We start from the raw sequence: 16,796 nt of genomic DNA, 5'->3' as shown, positions 1-16,796 counted from the left end.
ATAGTGGGATGGAAAACGGCGAGACTCCCGCGGGAGAAGGACCCAGGCGAGACCCCACAGTGAGTGTCAACGAACTAGCAGGCTTGCCGGCTCCCCCGCAGGAAAGCGAGCCGTTTTCCATCCCATGGTATTCTCATATCATCTAACAGAACCTTTCCACTAACTTCTGTGGGCAGCCTGAACAAAACGCCCCCGCATAGGAGGCGTTTTGTTGATTATAAATGCTTCTCGTTCATATGACCATTATGCTTCTCAATCTTCTTAACCGCATGATCGAACTCTTCATCCTTTAAGTAGAAATGAAGAACGTGCGTAAGATGTTTTTTGCTGAATAAGGCGCCATCCCTTGTTGGTTCCGCCACATCCTCAAAACTGACTGCCCCTGGGCCAGAACTTGCTGAACCTGCTATAGGGATAATAGGACCTAAGTCGGTATCGGCGGGAATAGGCTCCACCAATTCTTTTTCAATAGAAAGTTCCTGTAGATCTGCTTTCGCGCTCTCTGCATCGTTTTCTGATTCGAAAAAAGCTTCAATATGCTTCGTCATTTTACGTGCCTCCCCTATAATAGTCGTTCTTCTTATATTAACCTCTTTACGACTTTTCAAACGTTTTCACAGTTATATAAGATGTCTGCCCGCGAGAGTTATTTTCCATATTCAGATAACTAAAGAGGGCTGATGATGTGGGAACGCAAACTATGACAAGCAAAAAGGAACGCTCAGGCCGTGCCGAGCGTTCCTTTTTAGATGTGTTGCTTCGCTAAATGCAACTGCTTATGCACTTGGTCGAATCCTGTTCCACCTTCGCTGTCTCTCACAGCAACGACATGATCTGGCGCCAGTTTCTCATAAATGTCTTCTTCGAACAGGTTTGAAAACTGCTGGTATTCTTCTAGAGAAAGTTCAAGAAGAAACTTTTGTTTTTCAATAGCATACAGTACGATTTTTCCAATTACTTCGTGTGCTTGACGGAAGGGCAACCCTTTGACTGCTAAGTAATCCGCTATATCTGTCGCGTTGGAATAGTCTTCGTTAACGGCTTGACGCATATGGGACGTTTTCACCGTCATCGTCTCAATCATCGGAGCCAATAAATGCAAGGCGCCGTCTAACGTCTCCACTGTATCGAACATGCCTTCTTTATCTTCCTGCATATCTTTGTTATAGGCGAGAGGCAATCCTTTCAATAACGTTAACAGCCCCATCAAGTTACCATAGATGCGCCCCGTCTTCCCTCTGAGCAATTCAGGAACGTCCGGATTTTTCTTTTGTGGCATGATGCTCGAGCCTGTGCAAAATGCATCATCAAGCTCTATGAAATCAAACTCCTGACTACTCCAAAGAATGAGTTCTTCAGACAATCTTGAGATGTGGGTAATCAAGATAGAAGAAATCGATAAGAACTCAAGGATGAAATCACGATCGCTGACCGCATCAAGCGAGTTCGGATAAGGTTTGTCGAACCCAAGCTGATCGGATGTCATTTGACGATCGATCGCGTAAGGAGTTCCTGCCAGCGCACCCGCTCCAAGCGGTGACCAATTGATGCGTTTCAAGCTATCATGTAATCTCTCCTTATCTCTCTCGAACATCCAGAAGTAGGCGAGAAGGTGATGCGCAAATGAAACAGGCTGAGCTCGTTGCAAATGGGTGTAACCTGGCAGGATCGTCTCCACATGTTGATCCGCTTGAGAGACTAACGCTGCCTGAACAGCTTCGACTAACTGAATCAATTCATTCGTCTTCTCTCTCAAATAAAGATGCATGTCGGTTGCGACTTGGTCATTCCGGCTTCTTCCTGTATGCAACTTTCCGCCAACCGGCCCAATTTCTTCGATTAACATACGTTCAATATTCATATGAATATCTTCGTCCGCAACGGAATAATCCACATCACCATCCGCGATCTTACCAGCAATCTTTTGAAGTCCTTCCTTGATCTGTTCGGATTCCTCCATCGTAATGATGCTGCATTCGGCGAGCATGGTTACGTGTGCTTGACTTCCTTTAATATCGTGCATCGCTAACTTTTGATCAAAGCCGATCGAAGACGTGTACTCCTCGACCAGCTGGTTGGTAGGCTTTGTAAAGCGTCCTCCCCATAACTTAGTCATGGACGCTCACCGTATCTTTTTTCTTATGCACGCCTGCGTGTACTTTCGTCGGAAGTCCCCATAGCTTGATAAAACCGACAGCAGCATCATGGTCGAAAGCATCCCCTTTGGAATACGTGGACAACTCTTCGTTATAAAGACTCATAGGAGACTTCTTGCCCGTAACCGTATGATGGCCTTTGAATAATTTCACTTTCACCGTACCTGTTACCACTTTTTGTGTTGAATCAACGAAGGCAGACAAAGCTGGTTGCAACGGAGAGTACCAAAGACCGTCGTAAATGATTTTCGATAACTGTTGGTCCACGTTCGTTTTATACTGGGACACTTCTCTCGTGAGAGTCAAAAACTCCAATTCTTTGTGTGCATTGATCAGAATCATAGCGGCCGGCGTTTCATACACTTCTCTTGACTTGATTCCTACGAGACGGTTCTCTGTATGATCGATACGTCCGACACCGTGCTTTCCTCCGAGATCGTTCAAGTGTTCAATTAATGGGACAAGATCCATGGATTGCCCGTTGATTCCTACTGGCTTCCCTTCGACGAAATCAATCGTAATCGTATCCGCTTCATCTGGCGTCTCTTCAATCGGATTCGTCCAAGCAAAGGCGGCCTCCGGTGCTTCTACCCAAGGATCCTCTAGAACTCCTGCTTCACATGCACGTCCCCAAATATTCGCATCTATAGAGAAAGGATTTTCTTTCGTGACAGGAACAGGTATTCCTTTTTCTTCTGCATACATCAACTGTTCATCACGATTCATCCCCCATTCACGTACGGGAGCGATTACTTCAAGATCCGGATTCAGCGCCTGAATCGAAACTTCAAAACGAACCTGGTCATTCCCCTTACCTGTACAGCCGTGCGCGACGGCTACAGCACCTTCCTGCTCTGCCACTTCTACAAGTAACTTGGAAATCAAAGGACGGGATAAGGCGGAAGACAATGGATACTTCCCTTCATATAAAGCATTGGCTTTCAATGCTGGCATCAGGTATTCTTCGGCCAATAATTCCTTCGCATTTATCATGATCGCCTTAATCGCACCGACATCCAAAGCTTTTTGACGAATCGACTCAAGATCCTTCCCTTCCCCTACATCAAGTCCTAGGGCAATGACATCGTACCCGTACTTTTCCTGAATCCATTTCACTGAAATCGATGTATCAAGTCCACCTGAATATGCTAATACCACTTTTGGCTTTGTCATGTATAATGCCTCCTTTATTATTGTCCACAAAAAAATCCGTCTCTTCCCATTGGGGGGTAAGAGACGGATTTTTCATTTTACATCCGCGGTGCCACTCTCATTGTCTATGCTTCTATAGACCAACTCGACACTGATAACGGGTGCTCCCGGTTTTGGCTACTTCATTCACCAAACATCTCAGAAGTGCGTTTCCACTTAAATGATCACCGGGCTCCCACCGTCCCCGATTCGCTGCAAGACCAATTCCAAGTGTACTCTCTTCGTCTTCGAATGTATAAATATTATATATTGTTTATAATTATACATAGGTATTTTGAGAAGTCAACCGTATCCTTCGAATTTTTTCAATGTTCAAATGGATGGAGTTTACCCTACATACAAAAAAAGTGTTCCGATTACGCCGGCAAGAAAGACATAAATCAGCATCGGGATCATCGTGATTCGGATGATCTCTCCTTCTTTTCCTACAAGGTTCACAACAGAAGCAGCCGCTACGACATTGAGGATGCACACCATGTTCCCTGCATTTGAACCGAGTACCTGTAGAGCCACTACAGATTGTCCGGACAATCCGATCTGGTCGGCGGCACTGAACTGGAATAAGGAAAACATCATATTACTGAATGTTGCACTACCAGATATGAATGAACCGAGCGCACCTACTATCGGAGCCACTAAAGGCCATGCTCCTCCGACAGATTCAGAGACCATGATGGCGAGTTCCATCGGCATACTTAAAAGATCCGCTTCATTGACACCTGAGTTGATAAAGATTCGAACCATAGGAACCGCTGTTCCGAGAGCAATCACACTTCCGACCATAGAGCCAGCTGAGGTTAGAATGGTTGATGTGACCTGTTCTTTGTTCATCTTGTGATAGAACACGGTAAAGATAATCGCAAGCACAAAGAGACTCCCTGGCAAATACAGTGGTTCAAAAGACGCCGCTAAGTCTGTTCCCAAGATGTTGTTCCATTCCACTCTCACAGACATCAACCATTGTTTGAATGGTAGAAAATTGAGCCTTGAAAGGACAAGCAGTAGGGCGACAAGAACATAAGGAATCCACGCTTTATACAAGGGCATATGCTTCTTCATTGCAACGGCTTCGTCATGAGCGGGCCCCTTTTCCTTTACAGGGAAGTCCCACGTTGTTGCAGGTAATAGAAATCCTTTTCTAGCTGCAGGTACCACAACCGCTAAACCGACCAACCCACCAATGATAGACGGGAACTCTGGTCCGATGAATGTAGCAACAAGGAACGCCGGAACTGTAAAGCTGAACCCTGCAAACAAGGCAAACTTCCAAATCTCCAATCCTTCTTTAAAAGAGCGATTTTCTCCAAAAAGTTTAGTGAGCATGAGAACAAGAATGAGCGGAATCAATGAACCTATGAATAAATCCATCATAACCGTTGTTTGTGCAATCCCTTGAATATAATCCGCCATGGTTTGTTCCCCTAGCGCTTGTTGGACAGGCGGGGCAATTGAAGCTCCTTGCCTCAATCCTTGATCGACACCAACTATGAGAGGCGTGCCGACGGCCCCAAAAGATACTGCACTACTGTCGGCAATCAAAGCTAGAGAAACAGCGGCAAGAGCAGGAAAACCTAATGTTAATAATAAAGGAGCGGCAATGGCTGCCGGTGTACCAAAACCAGCTGCTCCTTCTATGAAAGAACCGAACAGCCAGGCAATGATGATTAACTGAACACGCCGGTCGGGTGAGATATGTGAGAAATTGGATCGGATGGTTTCCATAGCTCCGCTCGTTTTCAACGTGTTCAATAGAAGAATCGCTCCGAACACGATCCATAGTATCGAAACGGCAATCATCAGTCCTTCTAGAGAAGCCGCGATCACCTGTAGAAAAGGAACACGCCATACGATGACAGCCAACACACCTACCACAATGAGACTGATCGGCATCGCTTTTACAGCAGGTAAACGTAAAATCACTAACAATATGAAGACAGCAAGGACGGGCATCAGCGCCGTCGTAACTTCCCATACATTCATAACTTCACCCCTCCACCTAATCTATACTTCTATTATAATAGAATAAGACTCGTTCTGAATATGAATTTGTGAATTATTTCACAAATTGTTCATCATCCTTTTTTTTATTCCTTTTCGTTTTTTAACGTGTTACACTAGGGATAGTGATTCAAATTTAATACAAGTCCGCCTCAAGTGCGGGAGAGGTTCTAGCTACACCCTCTATAAAAAACTAAGGATGGAACGATACCTTGCCTTAGGTATGGTTTTTTTTATGTTTTTGGGTGAGTAGAATTCTCTTTTTCAATTGTGAAAGGAGAATTTTTTTAATGGAAAAAAATAAAAAAGCCGTCGTTGTGTTCAGCGGGGGACAAGATAGTACGACGTGTCTATTCTGGGCACTGAAAGATTTCGACCATGTAGAAGTGGTGACATTCGACTACGATCAACGTCATAAAGCTGAGATTGAAGTAGCTAAGGAAATTGCTGAGGATCAGAACGTCAAGCATCACGTATTGGATATGTCTCTGCTCAACCAGCTGGCACCGAATGCCTTAACACGTAATGATATCGAGGTGAAAGATGGTGAAGATGGAGAACTTCCTTCCACCTTTGTGCCGGGAAGGAATTTATTATTCTTATCCTTTGCCACTATCCTTGCACGTCAAATCGGTGCCAAACACATCGTGACAGGCGTATGCGAAACCGACTTCAGCGGTTATCCCGACTGCCGCGATGTATTCGTTAAGTCATTGAACGTCACATTGAACTTATCGATGGATGATGAATTCGTTGTTCACACACCTTTAATGTGGCTTGATAAAGCACAAACATGGGAAATGGCAGATGAATTGAACGAGTTCGAATATGTTCGCGAAAAAACGCTGACTTGCTATAACGGGGTACGCGGAGATGGGTGCGGCGATTGCCCTGCGTGTGAATTGCGTCAAAACGGATTGGATACGTACCTTGAGCGAAAAGAGGTGAACAGCTAATGTTCGGGTTTACCATCGTAGAGAACTTGCAGAAAATTGATGAGGATATCAAGCGTGAAGAATTGAAATATCACCAAAAACGCGTGATGGTCAGTAAGGAATTCACCTTCGATGCGGCACACCATTTGCACTGTTATGAAGGGAAATGCAAGAACTTGCACGGACATACGTATCGCGTAATTTTCGGAATCAGCGGATTTGTTGATGACATCGGCATCGTAATGGACTTCGGAGACATCAAACAAATCTGGAAAGATCAAATAGAAGTTCACTTGGATCACAGATATTTGAACGATACGCTTCCTCAAATGAATACAACAGCTGAAAATATGGTCGTTTGGATATATGAGAAGATGGAGTCAGCGCTTATCGGTAATCCTCAACAATGCCGCGTCGAATTCGTTAAACTATATGAGACACCGACGAGTTTTGCTGAAGCAAGACGGGAGTGGATGCACGATGCATAAGTTTCCCGTTCTCGAAGTATTCGGCCCTACCATTCAAGGCGAGGGTATGGTGGTTGGTAGAAAGACCATGTTCGTCCGCACCGCCGGTTGTGACTATAGCTGCGCATGGTGCGATTCAGCTTTCACATGGGACGGAAGCGCAAAAGAAGACATCGAGCGTTTAACAGCGGAAGAGATAGACGCTCGTCTTACGGAAATTGGCGGCAATCAATTCGATCATGTCACCATTTCCGGTGGGAACCCTGCCCTTCTGAAGAATTTAGAGGAGTTGATTGATCGACTCCATGAAAGAGACATTGAAGTAGCGCTTGAAACACAAGGAAGCCGTTGGCAAGACTGGTTTCCAACCATCGATGACTTGACGATCTCTCCGAAACCGCCTAGTTCGAAAATGAAGACGAATTGGATGGTACTTGATGAAATCATCAATCGTATGAAAGAGCATGAACGGCTGGCCAACACGAGCTTGAAAGTCGTCATTTTCAACGATGAGGACCTTGAGTATGCAGAGGAAGTTCATGAGCGGTACCCAGATGTTCCATTCTTCCTACAAGTCGGAAACGATGACTTGGAGGAAAACCGACCACAGAACTTAGCAAGTCACCTACTTGATCAATACGAATGGTTGATTGATAAAGTAGTGGCGTCTGAGAAGTTGAATCGTGTGCGTGTACTCCCACAAGTACATGCACTTGTATGGGGAAATAAAAGAGGCGTTTAATAGCTATGAAAAAAAGGTGCCGTTTCGGCACCTTTTTTCATATTCGTTTCTGTTCATCATAATGCCCTTTCACCACAACTGCTGCGTGAACAGCTCCCGGCACATAAAAAATCAACGTAAGAATCAAGTTCAATAGTGCTTTCATCGGCTTGCCTGTAAACAATACAGCAAGCGGTGGTAAGAAAATAGCGAGAATGTATAACATAGCTGATTCACTCCTTCTGTAAATACCTTTCCCTTTCTATCTGTTCTCATAACTTATTTTGTCTTCGGCGTTGGTTCCACAATGTAATCTCTAATGCTCCAATACACACAAGAAGCCATGCAAGACCGAATAATATTCCAGCCATGACGTCACTGAAGAAATGAACTCCCAGATACACTCGACTTAGTCCTACGAGCAGTATGAGTAGACCCAGGGTGATATTCAAGGCCCATTTCCATTGCTTTTTCATCGAACTTGAAACGACAAGATAAATGAGGAACCCATAAAACGTCAACGCTCCGGTCGTGTGTCCACTTGGAAAGCTGAAACCCGTACCATCATATTCGGCCAACACTTCCGGTCTAGTTCTCTCAAAGGATAATTTAAGAATTTTCGTTAAAGCACTGATTCCTAACATGTTCACTACGAAATAAACGGCCACCCATCGACTGAACGACGATGCCACAAACAAATACACGACAAGGATCAAGGAAGCGATCGTAAGCCAAGTGACAGAACCCAGTTCTGTGATCAAGCCCCATGCTTGCCCCAGCCATTCCGTTTGGATCGCCGTGACCAAGTCAATTGCCCATTGATCGATGACGATTCTCTCTTGCTCCATTACCTCTCCAGCCAACTCAAAGAAAAAATAAAACGCTACACCGACAGAGACGAACCCTGCAAGTATAATGATGATGGAGGCCTTAGAGAGGTCGGAAAGTTTTGTACCAGTAAAAAACAAACCCAACACTCCTCTGCGACAGTATTTTAAATAAAGTTCCCTTCCCGCCGTTACATGAAACGGAGCAATTCGTATTTGTTATAATCCCATGGTTCTCAGACCGTTTAGGCGATCTGTACATGGTAAATGATGTACGTACTCCATATCTGAATTCAAGATGAGGCACAAAAGGCTGCTGAATCTCATTCAGCAGCCTTGAATTATGCCGTTTTCTGACCTTCTTTCAGTTCCTTTCGCTTATTCTTCTCATCAATCTTCGTCAAAATGGATACAACGAGTGCCACGACGAACATCCCGGCGAAATAAATCAGGCTATTTTCGTAGCTTCCTGTCGTGTCTTGCATCCAAGCAGCAAAGATAGGTCCCACAAGACCCGCAGCTGCCCAGGCTGTTAAAATATATCCATGAATAGCTCCTAGCTGTTTCGTTCCGAATAAATCACCGATGAATGCCGGCATCGTAGCAAATCCGCCGCCGTAGCAAGTGTAGATTATGGCGAGAGCAGCTATAAAGACCCAAGCCTGTGAAGTAAAAGGCAGCACCACGAATAAAACGATTTGAATCACGAAAAACGTTAAGTAGGTATTTCCGCGACCTAGAAAATCGGAAGCACTGGCCCATCCAATTCGCCCAGCACCATTGAAAACCCCCATCACACCGACAAGTGTTGCTGCTGCCGCTGCTGTCATCCCAATGCTGCCTTGTGCAAGTGGTTTGGCTGCAGAAATGACAGCGATTCCACAAGTGACGTTTATGAAGAGCATGATCCATAAGTAATAGAACCTTCTCGTTTTCAAAGATTCCTTCGCCGTCATGTTCGCCAAGTCTTTTGACTCCGTATCTTCCTCTTCATCTTCGTCATACCCTTCCGGTGTCCAGCCCTCTGGAGGACGGGAAATATACAATGAGGACACGATCATGATCATAAAATAACTAACACCTAAAATGTAAAATGTATTCGCAATGCCCACAGATCCGATCAAATAATCCATCACTGGACTTGCGATTGCTGCAGCAAAACCGAATCCCATGATTGCCATCCCTGTTGCTAATCCTCGCTTATCTGGAAACCATTTGACTAACGTAGACACAGGGGCTATGTAGCCTACACCTAGACCTACTCCTCCTAGTACTCCATAGAAAACATAAAGAAGCCCTAAAGATCCTGCATTTACGGCTATTCCGGATCCTGCAACACCAATTCCGAAGAAAATTGCCGCTGTGATTCCCGCCACACGCGGACCATATTTTTCTACGAACCATCCCAAAAAGGCTGCCGATAAACCTAGAAATAGTATGGCCAAGCTGAATGTCAGCTGAACTTGACTGGCAGACCAACCGAACTGATCGCTTAATGGAGTCGTGAAATTACTCCATGCATAGACGGATCCAATAGAAATGTGGATTCCAACTGCACATAAGGCAATGAGCCATCGATTTTTAACTTTTTCTTTTGTCATTGAAGCACCTCTCATTTCAAGTAATTGTCATTCTATTTCCTAATATCTCACTATTGAAACAAATTCGAGATATATAAGTGACAAATAAATGATGAGTTCAACAAAATGAGGGGCCTTTGAATCGCTCATCTAACGAATAAGACTCCCAGACAAAGTCTGGGAGTCTTAAAAGGGGTTTATTTATTCTTCACTTTTACGACTACTGTTGTTAATGGGTCGATCGTGATACCCGCCTTATCCAGCGAGAAGCCGGATGGATCCTTCACTTTCTTTGTTCCCGCTTCATTGCCATCCACAAGCACTTTACCCTTGGTTATATCTTCTCCAAGTGTCATTCTTCGTTCCTTAGAGTCTGCGTTGATCATTACGTAGTAAGCATATTTGCTATCTTTGGTCACATTCTTATACCCAATTAAAAGGTCAGTTTGCTGCACTTCAGGTGCATCAATTAACGTTATATTCTCGTTCACCAATTCCTCAGAACCTAGACTGAACGCGTCTGTAGACCGCTTCAATGCGACCAATCCTTTGGTGTATTCCATCGTTTGTTGATGGATCCCCTCTTCCATCACCTTACTCCAGTCAAACTGATTAATGACGTCTGTAGAATCATAGGAATCGTGAATGAAATAGGGGTTCTCGAATGGATTACCATTTTCATCAACCATAAAGGTCGATTTTGCTTCTGGTTCCCCTTCCCCAAACCACTGCTTCGTACGTCCATATTCTTGACCAGCATGCAAGAAGGATACACCTTGACTAAGCATCACCATGGCATTTCCAATTCGAATACGCTTATGGATCTCCTCTTCGTGATGGGCCGGATCTTTCTTAATAGACTGAGCGATGACGTCATGCAGCGTCAAGTTATCGTGAGCCGCAATATATTGCACAATATCACCAGGGTCATTTTCTGATACATTACCTGGCTGTGCTTTTATATTATTGAAGATCGTTTCGATATCTCTTGCACCACCTGTAATGAAGCGAGGTTCTCCTTCACTGCCAAACCCAGACTTCAACTCATTCCTGATTTCATCAGAGAATACAGCTGCACTATCTGTTTCACCCATCCAATCTTGATCGGCAGGGGTCACTTCATTTTCAGGACTGCCATCACCGACAAAGGTGCGCCATCCTTCACCAAGCATCAGGATATTCGGGTTCAACTTTTGTGCTTCGTCATAGGCTGCCTGAACACTTTCAGCATCCAAGTCACCCATTAGATCAAACCGGAAACCATCAATCTTGAACTCATCCACCCAATACTTAATAGAATCGACCATCAGCTTGCGGGACATCTCGTGTGTGGTACCGACCTTACCACCACCATATCCCGTTTTCGTTTGGCCCTCTTCGTCCATAAAGTGATAATAATTAGGGACTAGGTCTTCTAGGATGCTCACTTTCGCCGTATGGTTATAGACGACATCCAGCACGACACCCATTTTCCGCTTGTGAATTTCTTTGACCAGCTGTTTGAACTCTTCAATTCTAGCTTCCGGGTCCTGTGGTCGCTCAGAATACATTCCTGAAAGAGCGAAGTAACTGTGAGGGTCATATCCCCAATTATAGTTGTTTCCAGATGAAGAGTATTCCAGTTCACGTTGATCCCGTTCCAACTCATTACCGAAATAATATTTCATGACAGGCAGAAGCTGTACATGGGTGACACCTAAGTCTTTCAGGTAGTCCAGTTTTTCACCAAAAGCTTCAAACGTACCAAAAGGAGTATCTAACTCCAGATCAGGATCAGAGGTCATATCTCGAACGTGAGCCTCCCAAATGACGGCATCTTCCCGCTTCTCATATCCTTTGATTTTCGCAAAATCCAACTTGGGGCCGATTGTTGATGGATCGATAATGGCCGCCTTTCCTACCGTATCTTCATCGTGATCACTTGAAGCCGCCATCGACTTTGCGTATGGATCCAGGGCGAGATTCGTTTCTCCTTCAGCCGTCACTTCGTATTGGTAGTAGTAGCCTCTCAAACTCTCGACACCAGTGTTCGACGAATCAAGTTTCACTGTCCATACCCCGTCTTCTTTTTCCATAGGGATGCGTTCCTTCACAACTTCATATTGATCATGCTTATCATATAAGACTACAGACACATCTTGTGCTGTCGGTGACCATAATTTGATCGTAGCTGAACCATCTTCATGTAGAGTCGGTCCAAGGTCGTCTCCATCATACGCGAATGATTCGTCCACGAGCTGCCAAGCCACGTTGATCGGTTCCTCTTTTCCATCAAACGTAAGCGAATAAAAGTTTGTAATATCGAGTTCTTCTTCCATTTGAAGAGTGACTTTTTGTCCCTCTGCTTGTACTTCACGGATTGCCACTTCGTTGCCTGACTCATCCTGAATAGAAAAGTCATTCTTGGTCACATTAGCCACTTGGCTTAAGTAAGTGGTAATCTCCGTTTGGCTAGTCATTTCTGAATAAGTGACATCGATTCCAATTTCAGGTTTATCTAAGTAAACGTCTTCATCTCCCTGTACAATCCAGAATTCATTCGCTCCCTCGTCAGGGAAGCTGCGATCGTAAGGGGTATCTTTGTTGTCCCCTTTGTGGACAATGAAATTCAGGCCGTTCTTAATATCTACAACCGGCACGTCCACATAGGAACCCCATTCGTTCGATTGATCAAATAAAATAGGCTCTCCCCAATCAACGATAAAATCGATAGCCTGCTGGTCTCCGTTTTGGTTCCATAGATGAAGACCCCACCCGTCATAATTGTCGTCTAAGCGCTTATAGTGAATGCGTATATGATCTTCTGGAATAGGCGATTCAACGGAAGTCTCTGCTTGGGTGATTGATTTCCCGTCAAGTGAAACCGGTGTAACGGCAGAAAACGATGTGAGCATCACCACACTACTCATAATAGCCACTAATTTTTTCCTCCTCATACCTTCCACTCTCCTTTTATTATTTCCTTTTGATAGATATGTGAAACGCTGTCGAGCTATTGTGCAAACGCTTTCACTAATTGGCTATCTATTACTCTATCACAGGAAAAGTATTACGTGGACATCCATCCGATAACTTCTTCTAAAATTGGCATATTGAACCAAGTCCCATGAACTAGTCATCTACCTGCACTTAAGACATATGTCCCGAAAACAGGCTCTTATGCAAACCACAGAAAAAAGCACGCCCTTTGATAAGGACGTGCTCTTCAAGCAGCTTATGAGATTTTTTGTTTACTTTCTGGTTTTCCATCAGTGGTTATAATCTTCTGATCAATGGCCATGAGCTTCGCTACTTTAGGAGCTAACCAAACAGGTGGCAACAGAAGAAGAGAAACGGGAACAGCCGTTACAACAATGAAGTTTTGCAAGGTTTGGATACTGCTTTCCCCAATTCCGATCAATGTTGCCGCAATGGCACCGAATAGCAAAGCCCAAAAAACGCGCAACCATTTAGGAGGGTGAACATGCCCCGTTAGCGTGACGGCTACCGAATAGGACATCGAATCGGCTGTCGTTGCGACAAAGACGACCGTGACAATAAGAAAGCCTGTGGCCATGACCATCCCGAAAGGAACTTGTTCCATAATCGCCATTACGGCTGCAGGCATCCCTGTCTCATTTAACGCTGTCGAAATGGATCCTGGACTTTCCATTTCATAAAACAATCCCGAACCACCAACAGCTGCAAACCAAAAATTACTGACTAATGGAGCAATAATGGACACAGCCAAGATTAGTTCCCGAATCGAACGACCTCGTGAAATCCGGCTGATGAACATTGCCATAGCTGGACCGAATCCTAGGAACCATCCCCAGAAGAAGACTGTCCAATAACCTAGCCAGCCACTGTCTCCACGATAAAGACTCATTCGCAAGAAGTTTTGGATTTGAAAAGCTTCTGCTCCTATAAACGAGTCGATGATGAACATCGTAGGACCAAGTATGAGCATACCGATCATTAGAATGACCGCTAAACCGACGTTCATGCGACTCAGCAATTGAATTCCTTTATCGACGCCCGTAGATGCCGAAATCGCTGCAACCGTCACTAAGAAAATAATCACAATTGCCTGAGTCACTATTGTGTCCGGCACATTGAACAAATACTCAAGTGCATAGCCGACTTGCAAACCGAGAAAACCAATCGGTCCGATCGTCCCTGCAGCTACCGCAATAATCGAAACAACATCTGCTGTGGCACCTAGAATACTTTTATTATGGAAGATTCTTTCTCCAATCATTGGGTAGAGAATGGTTCTTGGTTTTAGTGGATAGCCTTTATGATAATGGACGTACATCAACACGATCGTTGCAACCGTTCCTAGACAAGCCCATGCTGTAAATCCCCAGTGGAAAAAGCTCTGAGCAAGTCCTGGTACGACAGCTTGAGCAGGCGACATGCCTTCATCCGCAAATAAAGGTGGAGTGGTCAGGAAGTGATAGATCGGCTCTCCTGCTGCCCAGAAAACGCCTCCACTAGCTAATAACGTACATAAAATCATCGAAACCCAACGGAACCAACCATTCTCAGGCTGATCCATATTTCCGAGCTTTACTTTTCCATACTTTGATAAAGCAAGTCCTATTCCAACTAAGAACGTAGCTAATAGCAACAATTGCCAAAACGCACCGAAGAAGGTGACTGAAAAGTTAAATGAGCTTGAAATCCATTCTCCCATCAACGTCTTGTTCACTAAAGACATGAGTAAAAATAAAACGAGAAATCCTCCGCTGATGGTAAATGTAATCCAATTAATTCTCATTCTACTACTTGAATCGTCGTTCATTATTTTCCCCCTAATTATTCCTCGAGTTTATGGAATGGTCCTAACCATTCCTACCCTTCTTTTTTTCACACATAGTCGTTAAGTATATAGACGTACGTACATCTAGTCAAAACTCTTCTTTACTAGCGAATTGGAGGATACTGAAGCAATTCACACCTCTCGTGGTATAAAGGCACTGAGGTGAAGTTTATACAAACAAAAAATTTCCTCCCGTCTGTACGAGAGGAAACCTATTATTGTCGAATCCTTTTCCAAGTGATTTTGGTATTTTGTTCTTTCCCTTGTATGAAAACCGGCTCACTAGAGATTGTCAGTACATCTTCTTTAATCTGAATATAGCGTGGCTGTGTGTCCCCCACCCAGTTCGGATTAAGACTGACCTCCATATCGTGTTCCACTAACCCTTCATCTTCGTTGATACGATATGCTCCCGAATAACCTAGGTACCCACGGGCAGCGGCAGCTACACCACTAGGCGTCCCTACATGAATGTCGCCTCCAGCGTATGCTGGTCGGCCAGAACTCATCATTTGAACCGACATATATCCACCTCTATGATAGATGGCAATTCCCGTCGCATCTTCACCGAGAGGATATGTCACGTTTTGGTTTTCATCCGTAACCTGATAACTGTCTAACTCCCAAACTCCGATCATTTGGTCTTGCATGGTTGAAACGTCCTGCATGTATGACAAAACTCCTTTATGATTTGTGCACTATCTATATTGTACCAAAGTTTGACGTATAGTATTTGTAATTTAATCGAAGAAGTTACGTTAAACTACTTGTTCTGGTGATTATAATCCCTGATATTCGTCACGAGGTGAGTCCCAACTTTATAATATAAAAAAGCCACTTCACTTTTAAGTGAAATGGCTTTGAGTACGCTGAAATTAAGAAAAGTGGAGCATAGCGGGCTCGAACCGCTGACCTCTACACTGCCAGTGTAGCGCTCTCCCAGCTGAGCTAATGCCCCGTATAATGTTTCCGACAAAATCTATTATATACGAAACTAGTAATCGATTTCAAGGACATTATAAAAAGAAGAAGCTGAGAACAAAGTCTCAGCTTCTTTCATTCATTATACACGAGAAGAATAGTCTTCGTTTCCATCTTGCTCATCTTCTGTAGTTGCGTCTTCTTCAACATCCGTAGAATCTTCTTCCGTTGTTTCTTCTTCATCAACTTCTGGAGTTTCTTCTTCTGTTGCTTCTTCATCAGCATCTACATCTGCTTCTTCTTTGCCTTCTTCCTCTTCTCCGTCCAGGTCATCTTCTTCTTTACCTTCTTCGCCTTCAGTCTGCTCTAGTTCTTCATCAGCATCTTTGTCTTCATACTTAGCATGGACGGCAGAATTTGGAGCGGCATTTTCGTGTGCTTTATCACTTGCGCGCTCGCTTGCTTTTGAATGAGCTTTGTTAGAAAGATCTACCGTTTGATCTTCTTCATTCGCTTCTTCTTCTGTTGAATCCTGTGTGGATTCTTCCTCTGTTGCTTCTTCGTCAGTCTCTACATCTGTTTCGCTTTCTTCTGTTGCTTCTTCACTGTCCAAGTCTTCTTCTGTGCCTTCTTCGCCTTCAGAGTCTAGCTGCTCTTCCTCTACAGCTTCCTCTTCGTCAGAGTCAGCGTGGACAGCTGAGTTCGGTGCAGCGTTTTCGCGTGCTTTTTCACTTGCACGTTCGCTTGCCTTCGAATGAGCTTTCTTAGATAGATCGACGTTTTCTTCAGCAGATTCTTCAGCACTTTCGGATTCCTCTACATTTTCTTCTGTAGTCGTTTCCGTAGACTCATCTGTTTCAGGCATTACTACAGTTTCTTCCTCAGGTTCTTCTACAACAGGAGCTTGCTCTTCTTTGACTTCAGAAGTAGCGTGTACAGCTGAGTTTGGCGCGGCATTTTGACGTGCTTTCTCACTCGCACGCTCGCTTGCCATTGAATGAGATTTTTTATCTTTTTTCGACTCTTTCTTCGCCTGTTTCTCTTCTACCTTCACTTCAACCGTTTTCTCTGCTTTTTTTCCGTGAGAAGACGCATCGGCGACCGTACCTCCAGCGAATAATCCTACCGTTAGTACACCAGCTGCTACAAATGTTTTAATATATGACGTTTTCATT

The 16,796-nt window shown here is 44.2% G+C and carries 14 protein-coding genes, 1 tRNA gene, 1 riboswitch and 1 other annotated feature; of the genes, 3 read left to right on the top strand and 12 right to left on the bottom strand.

All coding sequences use genetic code 11. The annotated features are described in order from the left end of the window. Window positions 1-215: 215 nt before the first annotated feature. The 4 genes from H0266_RS16585 to H0266_RS16570 form a co-directional block, all read right to left on the bottom strand. Window positions 216-548 (bottom strand): hypothetical protein, encoded by a 333-nt coding sequence (locus tag H0266_RS16585; protein WP_181473533.1) that lies wholly within the window; start codon window positions 546-548, stop codon window positions 216-218. A gap of 197 nt (window positions 549-745) precedes the next feature. Next, window positions 746-2,116, bottom strand: coding sequence for an argininosuccinate lyase (gene argH / locus H0266_RS16580; protein ID WP_181473532.1), 1,371 nt, complete (start codon window positions 2,114-2,116; stop codon window positions 746-748). Beyond that, the gene (locus tag H0266_RS16575) at window positions 2,109-3,329 is read right to left on the bottom strand and encodes an argininosuccinate synthase (RefSeq protein ID WP_181473531.1); all 1,221 of its coding nucleotides are present in this window, start codon (window positions 3,327-3,329) and stop codon (window positions 2,109-2,111) included. The genes argH and H0266_RS16575 overlap by 8 nt, the downstream gene beginning before the upstream one ends. Window positions 3,330-3,385: 56 nt before the next feature. Then, window positions 3,386-3,605 (bottom strand) — a binding site (T-box leader). 90 nt (window positions 3,606-3,695) lie between these two features. After that, window positions 3,696-5,348 (bottom strand): L-lactate permease, encoded by a 1,653-nt coding sequence (locus tag H0266_RS16570; RefSeq protein ID WP_181473530.1) that lies wholly within the window; start codon window positions 5,346-5,348, stop codon window positions 3,696-3,698. Between the two features lie 176 nt (window positions 5,349-5,524). Continuing rightward, a riboswitch (PreQ1 riboswitch) is annotated at window positions 5,525-5,569 on the top strand. Between the two features lie 87 nt (window positions 5,570-5,656). Between H0266_RS16570 and queC the strand changes: the two genes are divergently transcribed. Genes queC through queE form a run of 3 tightly spaced genes read left to right on the top strand, consistent with a single transcriptional unit; the run spans window position 5,657 to window position 7,510 of the window. Further along, window positions 5,657-6,322 (top strand): 7-cyano-7-deazaguanine synthase QueC, encoded by a 666-nt coding sequence (gene queC / locus H0266_RS16565; protein WP_181473529.1) that lies wholly within the window; start codon window positions 5,657-5,659, stop codon window positions 6,320-6,322. Continuing rightward, window positions 6,322-6,789 carry a 6-carboxytetrahydropterin synthase QueD gene (gene queD, locus H0266_RS16560; protein ID WP_181473528.1) on the top strand — a complete coding sequence of 156 codons (468 nt, stop codon included), beginning with the start codon at window positions 6,322-6,324 and terminating at the stop codon, window positions 6,787-6,789. The genes queC and queD overlap by 1 nt, the downstream gene beginning before the upstream one ends. Further along, entirely contained in the window at window positions 6,782-7,510 is a 729-nt protein-coding gene (gene queE / locus H0266_RS16555; RefSeq protein WP_181473527.1) for a 7-carboxy-7-deazaguanine synthase QueE, read from the top strand. Before queD ends, queE begins: the two co-directional genes overlap by 8 nt. A 37-nt stretch (window positions 7,511-7,547) precedes the next feature. On the opposite strand, the gene H0266_RS16550 is transcribed toward queE, so the two are convergent. The 8 genes from H0266_RS16550 to H0266_RS16515 all read right to left on the bottom strand — a co-directional run bounded on the left by H0266_RS16550 (window position 7,548) and on the right by H0266_RS16515 (window position 16,795). After that, the gene (locus tag H0266_RS16550) at window positions 7,548-7,715 is read right to left on the bottom strand and encodes a YqaE/Pmp3 family membrane protein (RefSeq protein ID WP_181473526.1); all 168 of its coding nucleotides are present in this window, start codon (window positions 7,713-7,715) and stop codon (window positions 7,548-7,550) included. A gap of 46 nt (window positions 7,716-7,761) precedes the next feature. Continuing rightward, window positions 7,762-8,457 carry a phosphatase PAP2 family protein gene (locus H0266_RS16545; RefSeq protein ID WP_181473525.1) on the bottom strand — a complete coding sequence of 232 codons (696 nt, stop codon included), beginning with the start codon at window positions 8,455-8,457 and terminating at the stop codon, window positions 7,762-7,764. 200 nt (window positions 8,458-8,657) lie between these two features. Further along, window positions 8,658-9,917 (bottom strand): L-lactate MFS transporter, encoded by a 1,260-nt coding sequence (locus H0266_RS16540; protein WP_181473524.1) that lies wholly within the window; start codon window positions 9,915-9,917, stop codon window positions 8,658-8,660. 176 nt (window positions 9,918-10,093) lie between these two features. Next, the gene (locus H0266_RS16535; RefSeq protein WP_181473624.1) at window positions 10,094-12,805 is read right to left on the bottom strand and encodes a pullulanase; all 2,712 of its coding nucleotides are present in this window, start codon (window positions 12,803-12,805) and stop codon (window positions 10,094-10,096) included. A gap of 305 nt (window positions 12,806-13,110) precedes the next feature. After that, on the bottom strand, window positions 13,111-14,658 hold the full coding sequence (locus tag H0266_RS16530) for a BCCT family transporter (RefSeq protein ID WP_246364089.1): 1,548 nt from the start codon (window positions 14,656-14,658) through the stop codon (window positions 13,111-13,113). 257 nt (window positions 14,659-14,915) lie between these two features. Then, entirely contained in the window at window positions 14,916-15,368 is a 453-nt protein-coding gene (locus tag H0266_RS16525; protein WP_181473522.1) for a lipocalin-like domain-containing protein, read from the bottom strand. Between the two features lie 217 nt (window positions 15,369-15,585). Further along, window positions 15,586-15,658 (bottom strand) — tRNA-Ala (locus tag H0266_RS16520). 105 nt (window positions 15,659-15,763) lie between these two features. Then, window positions 15,764-16,795 (bottom strand): hypothetical protein, encoded by a 1,032-nt coding sequence (locus tag H0266_RS16515; RefSeq protein ID WP_181473521.1) that lies wholly within the window; start codon window positions 16,793-16,795, stop codon window positions 15,764-15,766. Between the last annotated feature and the right edge of the window lies 1 nt (window position 16,796).

Source organism: Halobacillus locisalis (assembly GCF_013694105.1).
Classification (GTDB): Bacteria; Bacillota; Bacilli; order Bacillales; family Halobacillaceae; genus Halobacillus; species Halobacillus locisalis.
Note: the sequence above shows the minus strand (reverse complement) of the source record. Positions and strands in the feature narration are given on the sequence as shown.

What these genes read in the sequence shown, in the direction of transcription:
- H0266_RS16585 (WP_181473533.1), bottom strand. Translation starts at nt 548, where the DNA reads ATGACGAAGCATATTGAAGCTTTTTTCGAATCAGAAAACGATGCAGAG.
- argH (WP_181473532.1), bottom strand. Translation starts at nt 2,116, where the DNA reads ATGACTAAGTTATGGGGAGGACGCTTTACAAAGCCTACCAACCAGCTG.
- H0266_RS16575 (WP_181473531.1), bottom strand. Translation starts at nt 3,329, where the DNA reads ATGACAAAGCCAAAAGTGGTATTAGCATATTCAGGTGGACTTGATACA.
- H0266_RS16570 (WP_181473530.1), bottom strand. Translation starts at nt 5,348, where the DNA reads ATGAATGTATGGGAAGTTACGACGGCGCTGATGCCCGTCCTTGCTGTC.
- queC (WP_181473529.1), top strand. Translation starts at nt 5,657, where the DNA reads ATGGAAAAAAATAAAAAAGCCGTCGTTGTGTTCAGCGGGGGACAAGAT.
- queD (WP_181473528.1), top strand. Translation starts at nt 6,322, where the DNA reads ATGTTCGGGTTTACCATCGTAGAGAACTTGCAGAAAATTGATGAGGAT.
- queE (WP_181473527.1), top strand. Translation starts at nt 6,782, where the DNA reads ATGCATAAGTTTCCCGTTCTCGAAGTATTCGGCCCTACCATTCAAGGC.
- H0266_RS16550 (WP_181473526.1), bottom strand. Translation starts at nt 7,715, where the DNA reads ATGTTATACATTCTCGCTATTTTCTTACCACCGCTTGCTGTATTGTTT.
- H0266_RS16540 (WP_181473524.1), bottom strand. Translation starts at nt 9,917, where the DNA reads ATGACAAAAGAAAAAGTTAAAAATCGATGGCTCATTGCCTTATGTGCA.
- H0266_RS16535 (WP_181473624.1), bottom strand. Translation starts at nt 12,805, where the DNA reads ATGAGTAGTGTGGTGATGCTCACATCGTTTTCTGCCGTTACACCGGTT.
- H0266_RS16530 (WP_246364089.1), bottom strand. Translation starts at nt 14,658, where the DNA reads ATGAGAATTAATTGGATTACATTTACCATCAGCGGAGGATTTCTCGTT.
- H0266_RS16525 (WP_181473522.1), bottom strand. Translation starts at nt 15,368, where the DNA reads ATGCAGGACGTTTCAACCATGCAAGACCAAATGATCGGAGTTTGGGAG.
- H0266_RS16515 (WP_181473521.1), bottom strand. Translation starts at nt 16,795, where the DNA reads ATGAAAACGTCATATATTAAAACATTTGTAGCAGCTGGTGTACTAACG.